16 protein-coding genes are annotated in these 21,478 nt (G+C 31.2%); 7 read left to right on the top strand and 9 right to left on the bottom strand.

The genetic code is table 11. The features are described 5' to 3' along the window. Positions 1-6: 6 nt before the first annotated feature. Both uvrC and ABMY20_RS04755 read left to right on the top strand, forming a co-directional pair. Positions 7-1,803 carry an excinuclease ABC subunit UvrC gene (uvrC, locus tag ABMY20_RS04760; protein WP_349264757.1) on the top strand — a complete coding sequence of 599 codons (1,797 nt, stop codon included), beginning with the start codon at positions 7-9 and terminating at the stop codon, positions 1,801-1,803. Beyond that, complete coding sequence (locus ABMY20_RS04755; RefSeq protein ID WP_047787992.1) at positions 1,800-3,989, top strand: patatin-like phospholipase family protein; 2,190 nt, start codon at positions 1,800-1,802, stop codon at positions 3,987-3,989. The genes uvrC and ABMY20_RS04755 overlap by 4 nt, the downstream gene beginning before the upstream one ends. Positions 3,990-4,047: 58 nt before the next feature. Here the strand turns inward: ABMY20_RS04755 and ABMY20_RS04750 are convergent, their stop codons facing one another. From ABMY20_RS04750 to ABMY20_RS04725, 6 genes are all read right to left on the bottom strand, one after another. Next, the gene (locus ABMY20_RS04750) at positions 4,048-5,592 is read right to left on the bottom strand and encodes a ribonuclease E/G (protein ID WP_349264756.1); all 1,545 of its coding nucleotides are present in this window, start codon (positions 5,590-5,592) and stop codon (positions 4,048-4,050) included. A gap of 293 nt (positions 5,593-5,885) precedes the next feature. Then, positions 5,886-6,176 (bottom strand): HU family DNA-binding protein, encoded by a 291-nt coding sequence (locus tag ABMY20_RS04745; protein ID WP_047787990.1) that lies wholly within the window; start codon positions 6,174-6,176, stop codon positions 5,886-5,888. A gap of 136 nt (positions 6,177-6,312) precedes the next feature. After that, a complete protein-coding gene (locus ABMY20_RS04740; protein WP_167712678.1) occupies positions 6,313-7,551 on the bottom strand; it encodes a DUF4302 domain-containing protein in 1,239 nt (412 codons plus the stop codon). A 5-nt stretch (positions 7,552-7,556) separates the two neighbouring features. Then, complete coding sequence (locus ABMY20_RS04735; protein ID WP_073182310.1) at positions 7,557-8,417, bottom strand: substrate import-associated zinc metallohydrolase lipoprotein; 861 nt, start codon at positions 8,415-8,417, stop codon at positions 7,557-7,559. A 10-nt stretch (positions 8,418-8,427) separates the two neighbouring features. Continuing rightward, positions 8,428-9,915, bottom strand: coding sequence for a RagB/SusD family nutrient uptake outer membrane protein (locus tag ABMY20_RS04730; RefSeq protein ID WP_159611121.1), 1,488 nt, complete (start codon positions 9,913-9,915; stop codon positions 8,428-8,430). Between the two features lie 12 nt (positions 9,916-9,927). Beyond that, positions 9,928-13,263 carry a SusC/RagA family TonB-linked outer membrane protein gene (locus ABMY20_RS04725; RefSeq protein ID WP_349264755.1) on the bottom strand — a complete coding sequence of 1,112 codons (3,336 nt, stop codon included), beginning with the start codon at positions 13,261-13,263 and terminating at the stop codon, positions 9,928-9,930. A gap of 212 nt (positions 13,264-13,475) precedes the next feature. Here ABMY20_RS04725 and mutY point away from each other — a divergent pair, with 212 nt between their 5' ends. The 4 genes from mutY to gldD are packed head-to-tail and all read left to right on the top strand — an operon-like array spanning position 13,476 to position 16,859. Beyond that, positions 13,476-14,516 (top strand): A/G-specific adenine glycosylase, encoded by a 1,041-nt coding sequence (gene mutY, locus ABMY20_RS04720; RefSeq protein ID WP_349264754.1) that lies wholly within the window; start codon positions 13,476-13,478, stop codon positions 14,514-14,516. 37 nt (positions 14,517-14,553) lie between these two features. After that, on the top strand, positions 14,554-14,991 hold the full coding sequence (gene ssb, locus ABMY20_RS04715) for a single-stranded DNA-binding protein (protein ID WP_047787984.1): 438 nt from the start codon (positions 14,554-14,556) through the stop codon (positions 14,989-14,991). A 19-nt stretch (positions 14,992-15,010) separates the two neighbouring features. Continuing rightward, on the top strand, positions 15,011-16,312 hold the full coding sequence (gldE, locus tag ABMY20_RS04710) for a gliding motility-associated protein GldE (protein ID WP_173358996.1): 1,302 nt from the start codon (positions 15,011-15,013) through the stop codon (positions 16,310-16,312). Then, positions 16,305-16,859: a gliding motility lipoprotein GldD gene (gldD, locus tag ABMY20_RS04705; RefSeq protein WP_073182305.1), complete on the top strand. Its 555-nt coding sequence runs from the start codon at positions 16,305-16,307 to the stop codon at positions 16,857-16,859. Before gldE ends, gldD begins: the two co-directional genes overlap by 8 nt. A 1-nt stretch (position 16,860) precedes the next feature. Here gldD and ABMY20_RS04700 read toward each other — a convergent pair whose 3' ends face one another. Together ABMY20_RS04700 and ABMY20_RS04695 are read right to left on the bottom strand one after the other, a co-directional pair. Next, positions 16,861-17,886 (bottom strand): COX15/CtaA family protein, encoded by a 1,026-nt coding sequence (locus ABMY20_RS04700; RefSeq protein ID WP_047787981.1) that lies wholly within the window; start codon positions 17,884-17,886, stop codon positions 16,861-16,863. Positions 17,887-18,001: 115 nt separating this feature from the next. Next, entirely contained in the window at positions 18,002-18,370 is a 369-nt protein-coding gene (locus ABMY20_RS04695; RefSeq protein ID WP_231128367.1) for a heavy metal-associated domain-containing protein, read from the bottom strand. 89 nt (positions 18,371-18,459) lie between these two features. Between ABMY20_RS04695 and ABMY20_RS04690 the strand changes: the two genes are divergently transcribed. After that, complete coding sequence (locus tag ABMY20_RS04690; RefSeq protein WP_047787979.1) at positions 18,460-19,332, top strand: EamA family transporter; 873 nt, start codon at positions 18,460-18,462, stop codon at positions 19,330-19,332. An 82-nt stretch (positions 19,333-19,414) separates the two neighbouring features. Here ABMY20_RS04690 and ABMY20_RS04685 read toward each other — a convergent pair whose 3' ends face one another. Next, entirely contained in the window at positions 19,415-21,469 is a 2,055-nt protein-coding gene (locus ABMY20_RS04685) for an insulinase family protein (RefSeq protein WP_349264753.1), read from the bottom strand. Between the last annotated feature and the right edge of the window lie 9 nt (positions 21,470-21,478).

The following is a 21,478-nucleotide window of genomic DNA, read 5'->3' as shown; positions in this document are numbered from 1 at the left end:
CGTAGTATGCCAACATCACTCGAACTTCAAGTACAAACACTACCGAACTCACCAGGAGTTTATCAATATTTTGATAAAGATGATACAATTATTTATGTTGGAAAAGCGAAGAATTTAAAGAAACGAGTTTCATCGTACTTTACTAAAAATCATGAGAATGGTAAAACACGAGTTCTAGTAAAAAAAATTGTTAGAATAGAGCATGTGGTGGTTGATACTGAAACAGATGCGCTACTTCTTGAAAATAATCTTATAAAGAAGTATAAACCTAGATACAATGTTTTGTTAAAAGATGATAAAACATATCCGTGGATTTGTATAAAGAAAGAGCGATTTCCTCGTATATTTTCTACAAGAAGAGTTGTTAAAGATGGATCGGAGTATTTTGGACCTTATACTAATGTACGAACTGTATATGCATTGTTAGACTTGATTAAAGAACTATATCCGCTACGCACTTGTAATTATGATTTAAGTCCAGAAAAGATTGATGCTGATAAGTATAAAGTTTGTTTAGAATATCATTTAGGTAATTGTAAAGGCCCTTGTGAAGCATACCAAAGTGAAGAGGGTTATTTAGAGGACATCAGAGCAATTCGAAATATCATAAAAGGAAATTTTAAAGAAAGTTTACAGCAGTTTGAAAAAATAATGTTTGATTTAGCTGCAGATATGCGATTTGAAGAAGCACAAAAAATCAAAGAAAAGTTAGCTTCTTTACAAAACTATCAAGCCAAATCAACAATAGTGAATCCATCAATTAATAACGTGGATGTGTTTTCTATTATTTCTGATGAATCGCATGGATATGCAAACTTTTTCAAGATAATGAACGGTTCAATTGTACAATCCTATACCACAGAAATTAAGAAAAAACTAGAAGAGACAGATAAAGAACTTTTAGAGTTGTTTATTATTGAAACTCGTCAACGATTTAACTCGTTATCAAGAGAAATTTTTGTTCCTTTTAAAGTAAATGTTGGTAAAGATATTAAAGTAACCATACCTAAATTAGGAGACAAAAAGCGTATTGTTGAATTGTCTGAACGTAATGCAAAGTTTTATCGTCAAGAACAGTTTAAGCAAATAAAGATTGTAGACCCTGATCGTCATGTAAAAAGAATCATGGCACAAATGCAAAAAGATTTAAGACTAAGAAAAGAACCACGTCATATTGAATGTTTTGATAACTCAAATATACAAGGAACAAACCCTGTTGCTGCGTGTGTGGTTTTTAAAGATGGAAAACCGAGTAAAAAAGACTATCGTCATTTTAATATTAAAACAGTTGAAGGCCCTGATGATTTTGCTTCTATGGAAGAAGTCGTATATCGAAGATATAAACGATTATTAGATGAAAATCAACCACTACCACAGTTAATAGTGATTGATGGAGGTAAAGGACAGTTATCTTCAGCCTTAAAGAGTTTAGATGCTTTAGGTTTAAGGGGTAAAATAGCTATAATTGGTATTGCAAAAAGATTAGAAGAGGTTTTTTATCCTGGAGACCCTATTCCGCTATATCTAGATAAAAAATCAGAAACACTTAAAATAATTCAGTACCTACGTAACGAAGCTCACCGTTTTGGAATTACTTTCCATAGAAACAAAAGAAGTAAAAGTGCTATACAATCAGAATTAGAGCAAATTCCAGATGTAGGAAAGCAAACTATTACAAACTTACTGCGTAAGTTTAAATCAGCTAAAAGAGTAAAATCAGCTACTTTTGAAGAATTAAAAGAAGTGGTTGGGAATGCTAGGGCTCAAAAAATATACAAACACTATCATAAAAAAGGGGAATGAAAAAGTTATTAATTTTATTACTGCTGCCAACATTTATGTTGGCGCAAAACCAACCTAAAGTAGGACTGGTATTAAGTGGTGGAGGTGCAAAAGGGATTGCGCACATAGGGATTTTAAAAGAGCTTGAAAAAGCAGGTGTACAAATAGATTATATAGGTGGTACAAGTATGGGGTCTATAGTAGGAGGCTTATATGCTTCTGGTTATACAGCCAAACAAATAGAAGAGGCTGTCTTAGAAACTAATTTTATAGATTTATTACAAGATAAAGTTTCTAGAAGACAAAAGCCTTTTTTTAATAAAGAACATGGAGAAAAATATGCTGTTTCGTTACCTATAAAAAAAGGAAGTTTAGGCTTGCCTTTGGGTTTGTCAAAAGGGCAAAACGTGTTGAATTTTTTAACAGAGTTATTAGCGCCAGTTGATGATATTACAGATTTTTCTAAACTACCAATACCTTTTTATTGTATAGGAACAAATATAGAAACAGGTGAAGAAGAAGTGTTAGAGAATGGTTCATTACCGTTGGCTTTAAGAGCAAGTGCTGCTTTTCCTTCGTTGTTAAATCCAGTAGATATAGACAATAAATTATTGGTTGATGGCGGTGTAGTTAATAACTTTCCTGTTGATGTAATGAAAAAGAAAGGTGTTGATATAATTATTGGAGTTAGTGTACAAGGAGAATTATTGAAAAGAGAAGAATTAACTTCTGTGGCCTCTCTGTTAATGCAAATAATTAATTTTCAAATGTATCAGAAATCAGACCAACAGGTTGAATTGTTAGATGTTTACATAAAACCAAATGTAATTGACTACAGTGTTATTTCGTTTGATGCTAAGAAAGAAATTTTAGAAGAAGGAGAAAAAACAGCTAAAATGTATAGAGTGGTTTTTGATAGTATTGCTAAGATGCAAACTAAAAAGAATAGAAGACTAAAAATATCACCAAAAAGAAAAAGGTTTTTAGTTGATAGAATTATTATAAAGGGTAATAAAAACTATACTAATAATTATATTTTAGGAAAGCTACAGCTACGTGAAGGAGATAGTGTGTCTTACAAAGAAATTTCTAAAAAAATAAACACATTAACAGCTTCAAAAAACTTTAAAAGAATAGATTATCATTTTGAAAAATCTTTTCAAGGAAAAAAATTAGAGATAACTGTAAAGGAAGAAAAAATACAATCTTTTTTAAGACTAGGTTTACATTATGATTTACTATACAAATCAGCAGTACTACTTAATTATAATCATAAAAAGCTGCTTTTCCAGAATGATGAACTTTCATTAGATGTAGGAGTTGGTGATAAAATAAGGTATAATTTAGAGTATTTCATTGATAATGGGTTATCTCCAAGTTATGGAATAAGAACAAGGTATAATACTTTTAATAGTGATTTTTTATATAATAAAGGGATTATAAATGGAAAGTATAGAGATTTTTCAACCTCTTTATATTTGCAAACAACATTTGATAAAAAGTTTGCAATAGGTGTAGGAACAGAACATAAAAACATTAATGCAAGAACAAAAAACATTTCTACTGAAGGAAAAGAAGATTTTTTTGATAAAAGCAATTATATAAACACTTTCGCTTTTTTAAAATTAGACACCTATAACAAAGAGATGTTTCCAACAAAAGGGTTTTATGCAGATATAGGTTTTAAGTGGTTTATATGGTCTGATAGAGATAATAGACTGGATGAATTAATACAAGGTAGTGAACCTTTCCATCAGTTTTCACAACTGGGTGGTACGTTGGGGTTTGCAACTACTTTTTATGATAAATTGACATTTCAATATACTTCACAAGCAGGATATACGCTCGGAAAAAAATCGTTTGAAATATTTGACTATCGTTTGGGCGGATATAATCAAAATTATATTAATAATTTTATTCCAATGTATGGATACGATACAGGTGGGCTAAACAATCAGTCTTATTTAAGATCTGAATTTAACTTACGCTATGAGGTTTATAAAAAACATTATGCAATGTTTATAGCAAATTATGCTCGTGTTGAAGAAGATATATTTGAGGATGGAGATTTATTTAAAAACACCAAATCAGGATATGCTATAGGGTACAGTGTAGAAACATTTTTAGGTCCTATAGAATTAAAATACACATGGTCTCCTGATCATTCAGATCATTATTGGTTGTTTAATTTAGGTTTTTGGTTCTAAAAATAAAAAAATCCCATATCAAAACGATATGGGATTTTTATTTCATAATAAGATTGCCTTACTTACTTTTTTTGTTTTTTTTCAAATAAAACTTATACTGTAAGTATTGGTAAGCATCTCGAGGTAATATTTTAATCCACTTTTTGTGTTGAATAAACCATTTAAAACGAATTGAATTAACGCCTTTTGTTAAATAGGCAGCTATAAACGGATGCACATTTAATGTGATTTCTTTATATTTTTTGCCGCTATTAAGTATACGTTCTAATTCTGATTCTATTTTATCTAATAAAACAATAGGAGCTTCAACTTCTCCATTTTTATTAGGGTTTGGTTCACGTGTTTTTATTTCTAATTCAGGTCGTACACGTTGTCTTGTAATTTGTACTAAGCCAAACTTACTTGGAGGTAAAATTTTATGTTTAGTACGGTCTAAAGACATTACATCTTTTAAATGTTGATATAGTTTTTGTCTATTTTCTGCAGACTTCATATCAATAAAGTCAACAACAATAATTCCACCCATGTCTCGTAATTGTAATTGACGAGCTATTTCACTGGCAGCAATTAAATTGACTTCTAAAGCAGTTTCTTCTTGGTTTAAGGATTTGTTAGAGCGATTACCGCTATTTACATCTATAACATGTAAAGCTTCTGTATGCTCAATAACTAAATAAGCTCCTTTACTCATTGAAACTGTTTTTCCAAACGATGTTTTAATTTGTCGTTCAATACCATATTTTTCAAAAATAGGAACATCAGAACGATGATGTCTTACAATATTTTCCTTTTCAGGATATATTTCTTGTAAGTACTCTTTAATTTCAACTTTTAAGGTTTCATCGTTGGTTACAATACTTGTAAAAGAATCGTTCATAACATCTCTTAAAATAGAAGATGCTCTGTTTAATTCGCTTAATATTTTTGTAGGAGTATTATTATTAGCTATGCGTTTGCACATAGTTTTCCATCTATCAAGTGAGTTTTGTAAATCTTTGTCAAGTTCTGCTACCTTTTTACCTTCGGCAACAGTACGTAAAATAAGTCCAAACCCTTTTGGTCTGATACTTTTTGCTAATTTTTTTAAACGTTCCTTTTCTTTCGGATCTGCTATTTTCTGTGATACCGATATGCGGTTAGAAAAAGGAACTAAAACTAAAAACCTACCTGCAATAGAAAGTTCCGAGCTAATACGCGGACCTTTGGTAGATATTGGTTCTTTTACAATTTGTACTAATAAATTTTGACCTGATTTTAGTACATCGTTAATACTTCCGTCTTTATTGATATCTTCTTCAAAACGAAAGTTTTTTAAAGTGAATTCTTTGTAATTACCTGTGCTTACTTTTTTAATGAATTTATTTAAAGATTGTACTTGTGGACCTAAATCGTGATAGTGTAAAAAACCATCTTTAGGATAACCAACATTTACAAAAGCGGCATTTAAACCAGTCATTACCTTTCCTATTTTAGCAAGGAAAATATCACCGACTGAAAAATTATGATCGCTCGTTTCTTTGTTTAACTCAATAAGTTTACCATCTCTAAGTAAGGCGAAATCAATATCAGAAGAATTGGAACGAATTATTAATTCTGTTTTCATTCTGAATATGGTTTTGTGCCATCGTAAATTTTTACGAAGACGGATTAAAATTTGTAAACAGGTATGTTGTTTATACCATTTAAGGTGTTAAAACCTTAATGTCAATGAACGTAATTTATAAAAGCAACGAAAAAGTAAGCTACTGCTTACTTTTTCTTATGGCGATTTGCTCTTGCTCTTTTCTTTCTTTTGTGTGTAGAGATTTTAGCTCTCTTTCTTTTTTTACCACTTGGCATAGTTAAAATGTTTTGTAAAACCTTTTTATTGAAGGTTTTGGGTTAATACTTTTTTAATTATTTTACAGCTACTTTTGTTTTTACCCCTTCGGTAAATACTTTAGAAGGCTTAAAAGCAGGTATGTTGTGTGCAGGAATTTTGATAGTTGTATTTTTAGAAATGTTTCTACCAGTTTTTTCTGCTCTAGTTTTAATAATGAAGCTACCAAAACCTCTTAAATATACATTGTCACCATTCTCTAATGCATCTTTTACCTCTTCCATAAATGCTTCAACAGTGGCTAAAACATCTGCTTTTTCAATTCCGCTCTTATCTGAAATCTTAGATACGATATCTGCTTTTGTCATTATAAATATATTTTGTTTGTTTTCTTTTAAAAAATTGAGGGTGCAAATATATGATAATTAATTCATTCCGGAAAAAATAAGAATAAAAAACCCAAAAAACAATTGTTTTTTGGGTAAGTTTAATGAGAACAAGCTTTTATTTAACTATTGTAAACACAAAGTTAGGGTCGCCATCACTTGTTAAAATGGCTGTATCAGGGTTTATTAACTGCACTTTATAAGGAGATTTATTCACTAATAAATCAACTAGAGGATTTAAATGTGGTAGTAAACTCCAGTTTCTACCAGGGGCTAATTTACCTATAGCTAATAAATCTTTATTGCCTAAGACACCAGAAAAAGACATGCCATGTACACCAGAAGTAGAGCCTATTAAAAATGTAATCTCACCTTCACCAAGAAGATATATGTCATTTAAAGGGAAAGATGGAAATAACGAGTCGTGGATAGGTTTTACTGTGTTAAAAGTATCAATAAATTCTTGATTACTAAATGCAGGTCTAGCAGCTGTAGTCCAAGTAACAGTCATGTCGATAGGACTAGACACTATAGAAATAGAAAAGCTTCCATCAGCCGAAGTGTATTTATTTTCCGTTTCATTTAATGTAAACTCAGAATATTTTGTTCCGTTAACATCAATCGCCGGTGAAATTTCGATGCCACTAGACGTGAAGCCTACTCCGAAGTTCAACGAAGAATTACCTTCAAGGTTTGTAGCAAACCTTATTTCATCGTTTCCGATATAAGAAAAATTGTGAACAGTTCCATTATTTTCATAAGCTAAATGACCAGAAGAACTATTAAGGAAATCTTTCATGTCTTGGTACTTTTGAAAATCTGTCCAATCTTCTGCTGTAGCTTTTTTAAATCTCACCTCAACAAAATCTCTAGAAGTTCTAAAAACAATTTCATCGTTTTCAACACCGTAGTACATAAAGTTAAAATCACCTTTATATCCACTACCACCAAAATTAGGCAATGGAGCTGAGTTACCAGAATCTGATAATTCATGAAGTTCACTTTTTGTTGTGAAAATTAAAGTTGTTGTAGTGTTTAAACCTATGGTATATTCACTTTCAACTGGAGAAATATTATTATTAAAGTTACCTATTGTTCTAACTCTAGATTCATCTAAAAAATCAAATAAGAAAGTATATCCTCCTAGGTTATTATTATCAGTAAAGTATACTGTTTTCCATCCGTGTTCTGAAGAAAGAAGTAAATCTCTTAATTCTTTCTCTCTTTGATTCATACGTTCGGTTGGCGATTGATTAAATAACTCCTCTTCTTTATTTTCATTACAAGATGTAATAAAAAGAGATAGAGTAAATAAAGCCAAAAGCACACGTATTTTAGTTATATGTTTTTTTATCATTTTAATTATTTAGTGAATTCATCAACATTTTTTGCTACTAACTCTTGTAGTTCATACAAGTCTATATTAAAATTATCTTTGTAGTATTTAACTACAATAGCTTCCTTTTTTCTGATATCTTCTTTTGCTTTAGTGCTTGTAATACCGTTTACTTTTGCATCATAATCTGCTTTGTTTGAAGATAGCATAGCGTTTATCATTTCAGCAAAATCTTCATGTTCGTTTGCTCTTGCATAAGCAGAAATAAACCCTAATTCTCTAGCCTCAGCATCAGATATCTCGAACCATTGCCCTGTGTAATCAGACGGAGTAATGTTTCTATAAGCTATCTCATCAAAGGGAATTCTTTGGTTTAAAATATGTATATATTCATGTTGAATTGTTCCAATGAATTGTATTAATTGATCTTTGTTTTTATAGTCTTGATTATCTACTTCAAAAAACACGATTCGCATTCCACTTTCGGCTAAACCTAAAACAGAAGTTGCTCCACCTGGGTTTATGTTTTGTCCACCCACTAAAAGAATTTCTCTAGGTGCTATATTTTTAATAAAGTTTTCACCTCCTAATTGTGAGTAAGGTTCAACCCAAACTGCTTTAATAGCCTCCATTGCAGGTCTAACATTCTCTATCTTAGGTGGGTGTAAATATCTGTTTAAATCAACTTTCCCTGGCCCCCATTTGTAAGAAACCTCTATGTTATAGGGTGTAGTATAATTATCTCGTAACCACTTGTCGGTTTCATTCAGTACAGGTGTAGAGATATTTATATTACTTGAACCCAAATCTTCCTCCTTTGTTGTGCATGATGAGCAAATTAATCCCAGCACGCCAATACCTAATAATAATTTGTTTATTTTTTTCATACTGTTTGTTTTATCTTGGATTTTGCTGTAAACCTCCGTTTTGAGCTGTTAAAGGTATTTGTAATTGTTTTCTTAAATCCTGTTTTTCAAGCACAACATTTGAACCATTATCTAGTTCGTGTGTAATACTTAGGTTAAAACGTCTTACATCGAACCAACGGAAGCCTTCGTGGTAAAACTGTCTTCTTTTAAACTCAGCTATAGCTTTAATGAAAGAGGTTTGCTTATCATTTAAGCCATAAGCTGGTGTGTACTCATTAGCAATAACAGGATATTCTGACTGAATTAAGCTTTCTGTTAGTATATCGGTTTTAGGATCATAGGTTTCTGTTTTGTTTCCTATGTAAGCGTTTAAGTAATTTAAGGCTTCATTATAATTTTCTAACATAACAGATGCTTCTGCTCTATTTAGTATTACTTCGTCTTTATCAAACATTGTTTGTGCTAAATAAGGTAAGCCGATACCAGCACTTTCATTTGTATACTTGAAATATTCGTTATATTTTGGAGTAAAATAAGTGTACTGATTAGATCTATATGTGTCATAAGCCCAATTCTTTTTAAATGGGTTTGATGATCCTGTAAATAATTGAGGTCTTATTTTGTCTACCGATAACCCAAATCGTGAAGATCTATGTCTTCTTGCCCATATTGAGTTTGTAGAAATGATTAATAAATTGGCAGGCTCGTCAACACTATTATATAACATTCTTATTCCTGTTAAATTCATATTTCCATAAGCAACCATATTTCTAGCTTCAGAAACAGGATTGGTAACTACTTTATCTGCATGCTCAATTACTTTATCCCATTGACCTTTGTATAAATAAAATCTAGCAGCAAAGGCATTAGCAGCATCTTTAGTGAAATGAAACTTAGGAGAGTTATAATTATCACCAACCATTGAAAGTCCTTTAATTAAATCTTTCTCAATAAGATCGTATACTTCTTGAACTGTATTTCTTTTGTAGGTTTTAAAAAGAACAGTTTCAGGTTCTAATACGTAAGGAATTCCTAGGTCGGTAGAAGCTGTATTAGCATCATAGTGTTTTGCCCAAAAATTAACTAACATAAAATGAGCATAAGCTCTGGCAATTAAAGCTTCACCTTTTTGAGCATTTAAGTCAAACTTATTTTTTAATTCTTCAATAGAAGCTAATGCTTGGTTTGCTTGTGAAATTGCTTCATAACAAGAATTCCAATAGTTAACAGGAGAGCCTCTTTCTTCTAAATTAGAGTCTTGCCATTGATATAGTTGTAGATCTAATTGTTCAACATTTGAAACATTACCTTTATCATCAGCATTGTCAGACATTATTTCTGCCATTAGTGCATAATCTTGATCTGGATATGCTGCTGTAATTAATTGAGAAACTTTATCAGGAGAATCAATTAATGTTCTGTTATCTGGTAATTCAGATAAGTATTCACTACATCCTACAAAAGTAAAGGCTAATGTAGCATATAGTATAACTTTGTTTATTTTATTTTTAATCATACTATTATTTTGTTAAAATCCTAAATTTAATGAGAAAGTATATTGCCTAGTAATTGGTAATGCAACTCCACCTGTTTGATAGAATTCTGGATCTTGACCGTTAAGTTTAGAGTCAGAGTATAATAAAAACAAGTTTGTTCCTTGAAATTTAACTTTTAAATGTGAAAGGCCTAGTTTTTCAACTAGTTCATTATTAAACTTATATCCTAATGAAATGTTTTTCATACGTAAAAAATCCCCATCTGCTACTCGCTCAGTAGAATAGTTGTAAGCATTATAAACCGTTCTTAAGTTTGAGTTTCTTTGAAAAGCAGAAGGGTCTGGTAATACAGGGATGTTGGTTATATTCTCATCTCCAGGGTTAAGCCATCTGTTTACATGACTCTTAGAAAAAATGCTTGTATCAGAATAAGTAGAGCTAAATACAGGGTTTAACCTTACTTTATTTCCTCCGCTACCAGTTATCAATACTCCTAAATCCCAGTTTTTGTAAGTGAAATTGTTAGAAAAACCAACTGATATATTAGGGTTTACGGAACCTTCGTGTTTTAAGTAGTCAGTTAAGTTTTCGTTGTTTTGAAAGTCTAAAACAGAAGCTACTTCACCATCTTTATTTATAAACTGTGGTAATCCTTCGTTATTTAAACCTGCAAATTGAAAAGAAAACATTGAGTTGATAGGGTACCCTACAACATTACCTCCAGTTTGATCTACTAAATCAAAGGCAATAGGTGTATTGTCTAATTTTGTAATTTCTTGATCAAAATATGAGAAATTAATGTTAGAAGACCATGTAAAGTTATCTGTTACTATGTTTTTAGTGTCTAAAGTAAATTCTATACCATAAGTTTCAACATCTGCGTTATTTCCTTGTTTTATAAATTGCCCACCGATACCAGAAGTTCTTACAAAATCAATATTATCAAATATATCTCTTTTGTAAACATCTGTTATTAAATTAACTCTATTGTTGAATAAGCCTAAGTCGACACCAAAGTTTAATTCATATTGCTTTTCCCATGTTAACTCAGAATTTTGTAATGCAGTTATATTTAAGAAGTTTTCTCTATCTGCTGGTAAAAGTCTGTCTGCTATTTGACTTGTAAATATAGCTAATGCATTTGTTGCGTTACCAGGAGTTGCCACTAAACCATATGAAGTTCTAAACTGTAAGTTACTAAAAGTGTTAGAGTTTTCTAAGAAAGACTCTTTACTAGCGTTCCATTTAGCACTAACAGTTCCTGTTGGTAACCACCTTGAGCTACTACTGCGCCCTTGTCTGTTAGACCCGTCATATCTTCCTGTTAAAGAGAAAACATATTTATCGTCATAAGAATAAGTTGCCTTACCAAAGAAAGCTACTGTTCTTTCTCTTTCTTTAGTTAATCCAAAATAAGCTTCGCCTCCATTTATCAGTTTTTCAAGAATTCTAGGGTCTGTGAATGCTGTTAAACCATTGTCGTATTGTAATCCATATCCTGTAAACCTGTCTGAATTTCTATTTACAAATCTTATCTCTTGACCTAACAATGCATTAAAATTATGTTTTTCATTAAACGTATTGTCGTACTTAAAACTATTTCTAGCATAAAAAGTCGTTAAGTAGTCGTCGTTTTTAAAATAGATACCACCGTTTGGTAAAACCGCAACAGGTAAAGCATCAGGATCTGTAGGGTCTTGATATAAGAATATATTATCATCTCTTAAAACAGTTGAAGAATCAGCATTATAAGCTCTTACAACATTTGAATTTTCTCTAACGTTATGTTCTCTTACGGTATTAACAAAACGACCAGCACCATTAAAATCGTAAGTGATGTTGTCTGTTATTTTATAAGATGCATCTAATTGGAATCGAATATCTCTTTGGTTGATGTCAATAGAGTTGTTAGCTAACTCTTCTAATATATTAAAGTCAGCCCAGTTGTTTCTATAATACTCATAACCTCCAGTATCGTTATATGGTCTTAATGTTCTAGAGGTATTAAGAGCGTAACTAAAAGGGTTGATATCAAATTCACGAGATATGTCTCCTGTTACTGGATCTGATTCTCTGCTGAATGTACCTGGTGCTTTTTGTTTTCTTATGGATGCGTTAACAGCAAGAGTAGCATTAAACTTATCAGAAAAATAGAACGTATTTTTTAAGTTAGTTGTAAAACGAGTTACCTTATCAGCAATCGTCCATCCCGGATCATGCAAAAGACTCACAGAAGCATAGTAAGAATTATTTTCACTACCACCAGAAAGACTTAAAGAGTGGTTTTGCATTAAAGAGCTATTTCTAAATAATGTTTTAAACCAGTCAGTATTAGCTAGCTCATACTTACGTAAAAAAGCTTCTCTAGCTTCAGGAGTATTTCCTAGTTCAAACATTCCAGTAGATTCATTGTAATTATCTAAAGCAGTAGCTCTAATATAATAAACACCACCATATCTGCCTCTAGAAACGCTAGGTAATTGAAAAAAACCCCTACTTTCATTTTCTCTAAAAATAGCCATACTTTCTTTAGAGTTTAATAAATCAAAATTATTATACGAAGGTATGTCGCGTATTGTTTGTTCTAGGTTATAATTAAGTTTTAAAGGAGAATCTTTTCTACCAGACTTAGTAGTTATTACTACTACACCATTTCTTGCTCTAGCACCATAAATAGATGTAGCTGAAGCATCTTTTAAAATATCTATTTTTTTAATATCATTGGCATTTATACCTGCTATAGATGAGCTGATTAAGGTTGAAGGGTCACCAGATGTTAATTGATCTAGGTTTTGTTCAATAACATCTTCTTGTACCACACCATCAATTACATACAAAGGTGTGTTGTTTCCAAAAATAGAAGAAGACCCTCTAATGGTAATGTTTGGAGCAGTACCGAATGTTCCTGAAAGGTTTTGAATGTTAACCCCTGCAACTCTACCTTCTAACATGCGAGTTACATCTACAACTCCATCTAATTTAAGATCATCTATCCCTACAGAGACGGCGGAACCCGTAAAGGTTTTTTTGTTTATTTTGTCGTAACCAGTAGCGATAACTTCTACTTCATTAAGAATGTTAGCGTCATCTTCTAATACTAAATTAATTACGGATTGGTTTAGTACTTTTACTTCAGTAGTCTTTTTTCCAATAAAACTGAAAACAAGTACATCTCCTTGATTTACTCTAATGGTATAATTTCCATCAAAATCTGTTTCTGTTCCTTTGGTTGTGTTTTTAATTAAAACAGTAACACCAGGAAGAGGTCCAGTTGTGTCGGAAATTGTACCAGAAATACTTTTTTCTTGAGCGTATGTTATTCGCCCAAGTAACACTATAAATAGTGTTAGCATGAATTTAGATTTCATTAATTAAATTATTTAAATTAGTACCCGGAAAAAAATAAATTTTCCCCTTCATTATCAGAAGTAATAACAGTTTAAAGTATTTTTACCCTACTTTTTTGTAAAAAAAAACTAACTAAATTATGTTTTTGTTTGTTTTTTGTTGTTTTAAGTGGTTATAATGTAATTGTGTTTTTGTTTGTTGTGTTTTTTTTTAATTTAAATAGTGTTTTTTTTTGGTTTTTAAATTGATTTGTTGGTATGGTGAGAATAAAAGGAGTCTTCCTTGGAGAGAGACAAAGAATCCTTATTTTATTTGGTTGAGTGAAATAATGCTACAACAAACCAGAGTAGAGCAAGGTTTGCCTTATTACTTAAAGTTTACAAAGGCATTTCCAACAGTGTTTGATTTAGCAAAAGCAGATGAAAGTGAAGTGTTAAAATTATGGCAAGGTTTAGGTTACTACTCTAGGGCGAGAAATTTACATTTTACAGCTAAATTCGTGGCAAATGAATTAAAAGGTATGTTTCCTAGTTCGTACAAAGAGTTGATTAAGTTAAAAGGCGTGGGAGATTATACGGCTTCAGCTATTGCTTCCATTTGTTTTAAAGAACCAGTTGCTGTTGTTGATGGTAATGTGTACAGAGTTCTTTCTCGTTATTTCGGCATAAGTACCCCAATAAATTCTACTAAGGGAATTAAAGAGTTTAAGGAGTTGGCGCAAACACTTATTGATACCTCACAACCGGATGTGTATAATCAAGCTATAATGGATTTTGGAGCGATGCATTGTAAACCTCAAAATCCTCTGTGTAATAAATGTCCATTAGCTAATGGCTGTGTGGCTTTAGCAAAAAATCAAATAAAAGAGCTTCCAGTAAAAGAAAAAAAAACAAAAATTAAAAAAAGATATTTTAATTATTTGGTTCCAATAACAGAAGAAAATAAAACTGTTTTAGAAGAACGAAAGGGTAAAGGTATATGGCAAGGATTGTATCAATTTCCTTTAGTGGAGACACAAAAGAAAACAAGCGAAGAAGAATTAGTGAAAAATAAACAGTTTACAATGCTTTTCCCAGAAGAAACTACAATTTCTCTTTTTAATACTGAAGATATTATTCATAAACTATCGCATCAACACTTAATTACTAAGTTTTGGATAGTAAAAACTAGGAAAGTTAATGAACAAACGATGGATTGGACTGTAGTAAAAAAATATCCAGTACCAGTGTTAATTGATAAGTTTTTAGAGGAATATTTAAGCAAAGAATCTTAAAATTTGTATATTTGATTTTACGCAAAATTATAATGCTATGGCAGGAACAATAAATAAAGTCATTTTAATAGGGCATTTAGGTGATGAGGTTAAAATGCATTATTTTGAAGGAGGAAATTCAATAGGGCGATTTCCTTTAGCAACCAATGAAACCTACACCAACCGACAAACAGGAGAAAGAATAACAAATGTTGAATGGCATAATGTAGTTGTACGTAATAAACTAGCAGAAATTTGTGAAAAATACTTAACTAAAGGAGATCGAGTGTATTGTGAAGGGCGTATAAAAACACGACAGTATGAAGTTGATGGACAAAAAAGGTATACAACCGAAATTCATGTACAAGACATGACGTTTTTATCAACGAAAAAAGATCCAAACAATGCACAACCAAATGTGGTGCCTACTCAAGGAGCTCCTAATCATACACCACCAAATGTAGGTAATGAAGAAGATGATGATTTACCGTTTTAGTTTAATTAAATTTTAAAAATTGGACCCAGAACCCGAACCTTTACTTTTAGTATTATCAAGTTTTGATTGGTTGACTGCTATCAACTGTTTGTTGTTACTTTTATTATTGATTTGTTCTGCATTAGTTTCAGGAACTGAAGTTGCTTTCTTTTCAATTTCACAAACAGAATTAGATGAGTTATCAGCGAATTCCAAAGAAGAAAACACTGTAGTAAAACTACTTCAAGACCCTAAAAAGTTATTAGGGACCATTTTAATAACAAATAACTTTATTAATATTCTTATTGTATTACTCTTTGCAAGTATTGGTAGAGTGTTTTTTATTGGTTTATCAGATGTTTTGAGGTTTTTGGTAGAAGTGATTCTTGTTACTTTCTTAATTTTATTATTTGGTGAAGTGTTACCTAAAGTATATGCTAGTAGAAAATCATTACAGTTTGCAGAGTTTATGTCAAAACCTATTTTAGCATTAAACACTTTACTTACACCTTTAAGTTTACCGCTTATTAGATTAACAAGTGTTGTTGAAAACAAGCTTGGCAATAAGAATAATAACCTTTCTGTAGAGCGTTTGTCACAAGCATTGGAGTTAACATCTGATGACGCAACGACTAAAGAAGAACAAAAGATTTTAGAAGGGATTGTAAGTTTTGGGAATACTGAAACGGTACAAATTATGAAGCCTCGAACAGATGTGTGTGCAATAGCAGATGATACTAGTTACGAAGAGGTGTTACAAACTATTTTAAAAAACGGATATTCAAGAAATCCAGTATATCATGAAAGTATTGATAATATTACTGGAGTTTTATATGCTAAAGATTTATTAGAGCACTTGAGTAAGAAAACGTTTAAGTGGCAAAAGTTGTTGAGAGAACCATTTTTTGTGCCAGAAAATAAAAAACTAGATGATTTGCTAGTAGAGTTTCAAGAAAAGAAAAAACATTTGGCAATTGTAGTCGATGAGTACGGTGGTACAAGCGGAATTGTAACATTAGAAGATGTAATAGAAGAAATAGTAGGTGATATCAATGATGAATTTGACGATGAAGACCTCACTTACTCGAAACTTGATGAAAATAATTATATTTTTGAAGGAAAAATAACTATTAAAGATTTTTGCCGTGTCTTAGAAGATGAAGATGAGGAAAAATTTGAAGAGGCTAAAGGAGAAAGTGAAACTATAGCAGGTTTTATTTTAGAAGTCTCAGGTAAATTTCCAAAAAAAGGTGAAAAAATAAACTTTAGTAATTATACGTTTACTATTGAAGCGTTGGCTAAAAAACGTATAAAACAAGTAAAAGTTACCCGAAATGCGTAAACTCTCTTTGCTGATATCAGCAATATTTTTAATAAGTTGTGGTGAGGAAACCTTACCTAAGCCAAAAGGTTATCTAAGTTTAGAGTATCCTGATAAGGTTTATAAAAAAGAAAATTTAAATAAACCATATGCGTTTGAAATAGCTCAAATAGCTCAAACCAAAGATTTACCGAAAGGCTGGATAAAAATTGAGTATCCAAGTTTAAAAGCATCGGTAGATATCACATATCGCCCTATTGAAGGAAATTTAAGAGAATTATTAATAGAATCTGAAAAACTAGTATTTGAACATGCTATTAAAGCAGATCAAATTACTGCTCCAGTAGAATATGCAAATCCAAATACAAAAGTTTACGGAAGTTTATACCAAATTTTAGGAAATGCTGCATCACAAGTGCAGTTTCACGCAACAGATAGCTCTAAACACTTTTTAAAAGGGTCTTTATTCTTTTATACCAAACCAAATTACGATTCTATTTTACCAGCAGTTGAATACATCAAAAAAGATATGATTCATATGATGGAAACGCTTGAATGGAAAGATTAAGCTATTGAATCGTTACTTTCCTACTCTGTAACCACAAATAAAATTGTAATCCGAATAAAATAGCACCTGATAATAAGTGTACAGCTTGCGTGCCTAAAGGGAATTCTGCATAGTACATTAAAATACCTGTAATCGTTTCTAAAAAGATTAAGAAAACTATCCAATTTACTAGTTTATATCCTAAATTTTTTATTTGATTTAAGTAGAATAATCCAAGATTTACCAATACAATAGCAATAGTAAACGAACGATGAATATAAAATTTAAGGTTAGGATCCATTAAGCTGTAGTGCTTGTTTTCAAATCCGTGTAGTTTTACTTGTTCGTCAATAAATTGGCGTACTTGTGTTCCTAAAGCAATTTGTATTAGCGAAAATATAGCTGAAAGAATTACTAACTTACTAAATAATGAATTGTATTTGTAAGATGTTTTCTTTCGATCGGAAACGATGTAAAGCAGCCATAATAATAAAGCAACAATAACTAAACCTCCAACCATATGAATGGTGATAATTGTTGGTTTTAGGTTTGAGTCTACAACAGTTTTTCCTAGCCAAGCTTCAAACAACATTAAAAAGAAAGCTCCGAAAGATAAAAGAGTTATTTGTTTGTTTTCTTTCCAAAATTTAACAGAAACAAAAATTAAAAATAGAAAAGGAATACCCGCCAGAGCAGAACTCAATCGGTTAATATATTCCGTCCAAGTATGAAATTTATTAAACTTAGCGTAATCGTGTTTGGTGTACTTTTCCCAGTTGTTAGCGTTAAATTCATCAGTGGTTTTTATGTTATGACCAGCGACAAATAACGCTTCATCTTTTACGATGATCATTCCTTTTTTGTACTCGTAATTAGGTTGCCAAGTAATTTCTTCTTCAGAAGTTGGTGGGATGTAATACCCGAAACATTTTGGCCAATCAGGACAGCCCATTCCTGAACCTGTCATACGAACAACAGAACCGGCTAGAAAAATAACATATACAGCAATCAACGAGATTTTTACAATGAGAGGAAAATGTTTCTTCATCTGACGAAAAGTTTTAGCAAAGATACTTAAAAGGCATAAAAAAAACTCCTTATTAAGGAGCTTTCGATATTGTTTAAATTGAATCTTATTTACGCCAAATTAAGATGTAGCAAGGTTATTCTTCTTCTTTTTTTGTAATCTCTGAAGCCTTGTACATGTCACCGCTACCAATTCCTTCAACAAAAGCAATTAAATTAGTTTTGTTTGTTTTGTTAGCATCATATTTAATAGTTGCAATACTATCATTAAAAACAACGTTTGCTTCTAAAACGCCTTCTTTCTTACTTAAGTCAGAAGCTATTTTTCTAGCACATCCTATTTCACAAGTCATTCCTGAAATACTTAAAGAAAGTTCTTTAGCATTAGCAGCAATTTCAGTTTTTTGTTCTTGAGTAACCTCCTCTTTTTTAGCTTCATTTTTACATCCAACAGCTAAAAAACTTACGATAACTAAAGCAAATAGTATTTTCTGAATTTTCATCATTTTTATTTATTGAGTTATTCAGCAAATTTATCAATAAAATCAAAATTAAAAATAGAAATAAACGACTTTTGTGCTTAAAATTATTGAAAATGAATAATCAACAACAAAAATGGTTGTTTTTAATTGTGCTTTCGCTAGTTTGGGGAAGTTCTTTTATTTTAATGAAAAAAGCCTTGATAGGATTAACTCCAATTCAGGTAGGTGCTTTACGAATGTTAATTACGGCATTTTTTTTATTGTTAGTTGGGTTTAAGAGTTTAAAAAGAATTCAAAAAAAACACTGGAAGTATGTGATAATTACGGCTGGTTTAGGAACTTTTTTTCCTGTATTTCTATTCGCATTTGCAATACAGGGAATAGATAGCTCAATAGCTGCTATTTTAAATTCGCTTACCCCTTTTAACACTTTTGTTTTTGGAGCATTAGTTTTTGGGTTTTCTTTTAAAAAGAAACAATTAGTTGGAATTTTAATAGGCTTAATAGGTACTTTAATTTTAATTTTAAAAGGAGCAGAGTTAAATCCTAACCAAAATTACTGGTATGCATTATTAGTAGTAGTTGCGTCAATAGGTTATGCTTTTAACGTTAATACAATAAAAAAATACTTATTTGATTTGGATGCTTTAGCAATAACAGTTGGACATTTTGTAGTGCTTACTGTTCCAGCATTTATCGTTTTAGCGTTTTCTGGCTTTTTTTCAACTTTTGCAATAACAGCAGAAACAACTTCTGCATTGGGTTATGTAGCAATATTAGCTGTTGTAGGTACAGGAGTAGCAAAAGTGTTATTTAATAAAATGGTGCATTTATCATCTCCTGTTTTTGCAGCTTCTGTAACATATTTAATTCCAGCAGTTGCTGTAATGTGGGGAATTATTGATGGAGAAAAATTGAGTTTAATTCAGTTGTTAGCGGGAGGAATTATTCTGCTTGGAGTTTGGTTGGTAAATAAAGCAAGATAATTTTAAAAATGACTTAAATAAAAAGAGCCAAAATATTATATTTTGGCTCTTTTTTTAGTTTTTATAGATTTAAGTCTAACTATTATTTAAAATCAGCGTCAGAAACCCCTTCATTAATTTTAATTTCTTTCGTGATGAACTCAAAAGTCATTGGTCCATTCTTTTGAATCATTTTATGAGGGAATTTAATTCCATTTACTTCTTTGTAATCTGAAAAAACAACAGGTACTTTCATTTCTCCTTGTGGTCCTTTAGCGGTTTTAACCTCTTTAACCTTTAACCCAGATTTTACATCATAAAAGATTTCTTTTTTACCATGTTTAATCACATAAGCATTGTTTCCGTCTATAGGCTCAATTCTGTCCAAAGTGCCTGTTTTATAAGCTTTGTCAGCAAAAGGAGCAGCAGTGTTTTTAACTTCTTCTAAATCTTCACCTGTCATTTCTTTTTTCTGACCTTGAACTTCTTGATATCCTTTAGTTCCGTCAAAAATTACTTTTTGCATTACGTTGCCCATCATAGAAACGACTACAGAAGATTTATTAGGTGTAGCGCTTTTTTGGACTAAACTTAATTGCATTCCTTGAACTTTTGCTTCAGAAGAAATCATTAAAGAATTCACGTTTCCTACTTTATCTAATCCTCCAATAGCCTTAAAGTAATTGTTAATAACTGAACTTGCTGTAGTTCCTTCAGGAATAGGTAAGCTCATTTCAGGTTTTTTAGTAGGGTTAGCATACGCATCAAAATAATTTATTTTATATTCTGATGTTTTTTCTAAGTTCTTTAAAACATCAATTCCTTTACCTGTAATAATTATACGAGCTTTATCTCCTCTGAAATGTTTAATTGCTGCGTTTTGTACATCGTCTAAAGTAACAGAGTTGATATTTTCTAAATATTTTTCATAAAAATTGTTTGGCAAATTATAACGAGCAATATTTAATGCAAAATTCGCTGCTACAGATGGTTTTTGAACATTACGTACAAAACTACCTATATATTCAGCTTTTGAATTTTTTAATTCTTCAGGTGTTACTTTTTGATAACGAATTTTATTAATTTCTTTTTGAATTTCTACAACAGCACTATCTGTAACTATATTTCTTACAGCTGCACTTGCTTTAAAAACACCAGCATTTTTATTTTTATCTTGTGAAAGATTCGAATAAGACCCGTATGTATAGCCTTTATCTTCACGTAAGTTCATGAATAAACGTGCAGTACCACCGCCTCCTAAAATATTATTTGCTAATAGAGCTGCGTAATAATCTTTATCACCTAATGTTAAATCAACTGTGTTAATTACAGCTACTTGAGATTGTACTGCATTTGGCATGTTTATAAAATTAATTTCAGTAGTTTCAACATTGGTAGGTACATTGTAGCTAGTGGTAGGTATGGTTCCTTTTTTCCAATCGCTGAATAAATTCTTAACTAATTTTTTAGTCTCAGTAGGGTTAATGTCTCCAACTATTACAAGATATGCGTTATTTGGCTTGTAGTAGGTGTTATAATTGTTTTTTGCATCTTGTAGTGTAATATTTTTAATACTTTCTTTAGTTATGAACTCGCCATACGGATGATTTTTACCATATACTAAAGCATCTTCAACCCTTCTAGCAACAGCTTCTACACTTTTTTCGTTAGATTTAATTCCTTCTAAAGTACGTTCAATTACTTTATCAAACTCTTCTTGTGTAAATTTAGGGTTTTTAACCCCGTCAGCCATTAAACCTAAAACCTCTCCAAAATACTTTGTTAATGATCTTACTGAGGCTCCATTGCTTCTAAAAGAAACATTTGCTCCAAGGTAATCAACCCTTTCATTAAACTCATCTTTAGGCATATTTGTTGTGCCGTTACCTAGCATGTCTCCCATAACCTGAGAAACACCTGTTTTATCACCTTCTAAATAAATAGAGTTATCAATTGTTAATGAAGCAGAAACCCTTGGTAATTTATGGTTTTCAACCATAATTACTTGTAAACCATTGTTTAATTTGAACTTTTCGGCTTTCCCTAACTTAATTTTAGGAGCTGGCCCTGGCTTTGGTTGTACACTTCTATCTATTTGAGCATTTACAGCAAAAGACATGCTTACAACTGCTAATGCTGCTATTATTATTTTTTTCATATTGAATGT

It is taken from the genome of Tenacibaculum sp. SSH1-16, assembly GCF_040104435.1.
Classification (GTDB): Bacteria; Bacteroidota; Bacteroidia; order Flavobacteriales; family Flavobacteriaceae; genus Polaribacter; species Polaribacter mesophilus.
This window is presented reverse-complemented; position numbering and strand designations above follow the sequence as displayed.

Coding starts and splice junctions, on each gene's coding strand:
- uvrC (WP_349264757.1), top strand. CDS start 7: ATGCCAACATCACTCGAACTTCAAGTACAAACACTACCGAACTCACCA.
- ABMY20_RS04690 (WP_047787979.1), top strand. CDS start 18,460: ATGAATAATCAACAACAAAAATGGTTGTTTTTAATTGTGCTTTCGCTA.
- ABMY20_RS04685 (WP_349264753.1), bottom strand. CDS start 21,469: ATGAAAAAAATAATAATAGCAGCATTAGCAGTTGTAAGCATGTCTTTT.
- ABMY20_RS04740 (WP_167712678.1), bottom strand. CDS start 7,551: ATGATAAAAAAACATATAACTAAAATACGTGTGCTTTTGGCTTTATTT.
- ABMY20_RS04725 (WP_349264755.1), bottom strand. CDS start 13,263: ATGAAATCTAAATTCATGCTAACACTATTTATAGTGTTACTTGGGCGA.
- ABMY20_RS04745 (WP_047787990.1), bottom strand. CDS start 6,176: ATGACAAAAGCAGATATCGTATCTAAGATTTCAGATAAGAGCGGAATT.
- ABMY20_RS04730 (WP_159611121.1), bottom strand. CDS start 9,915: ATGATTAAAAATAAAATAAACAAAGTTATACTATATGCTACATTAGCC.
- ABMY20_RS04695 (WP_231128367.1), bottom strand. CDS start 18,370: ATGATGAAAATTCAGAAAATACTATTTGCTTTAGTTATCGTAAGTTTT.
- ABMY20_RS04700 (WP_047787981.1), bottom strand. CDS start 17,886: ATGAAGAAACATTTTCCTCTCATTGTAAAAATCTCGTTGATTGCTGTA.
- ABMY20_RS04755 (WP_047787992.1), top strand. CDS start 1,800: ATGAAAAAGTTATTAATTTTATTACTGCTGCCAACATTTATGTTGGCG.
- gldD (WP_073182305.1), top strand. CDS start 16,305: ATGCGTAAACTCTCTTTGCTGATATCAGCAATATTTTTAATAAGTTGT.
- ABMY20_RS04735 (WP_073182310.1), bottom strand. CDS start 8,417: ATGAAAAAAATAAACAAATTATTATTAGGTATTGGCGTGCTGGGATTA.
- ABMY20_RS04750 (WP_349264756.1), bottom strand. CDS start 5,592: ATGAAAACAGAATTAATAATTCGTTCCAATTCTTCTGATATTGATTTC.
- ssb (WP_047787984.1), top strand. CDS start 14,554: ATGGCAGGAACAATAAATAAAGTCATTTTAATAGGGCATTTAGGTGAT.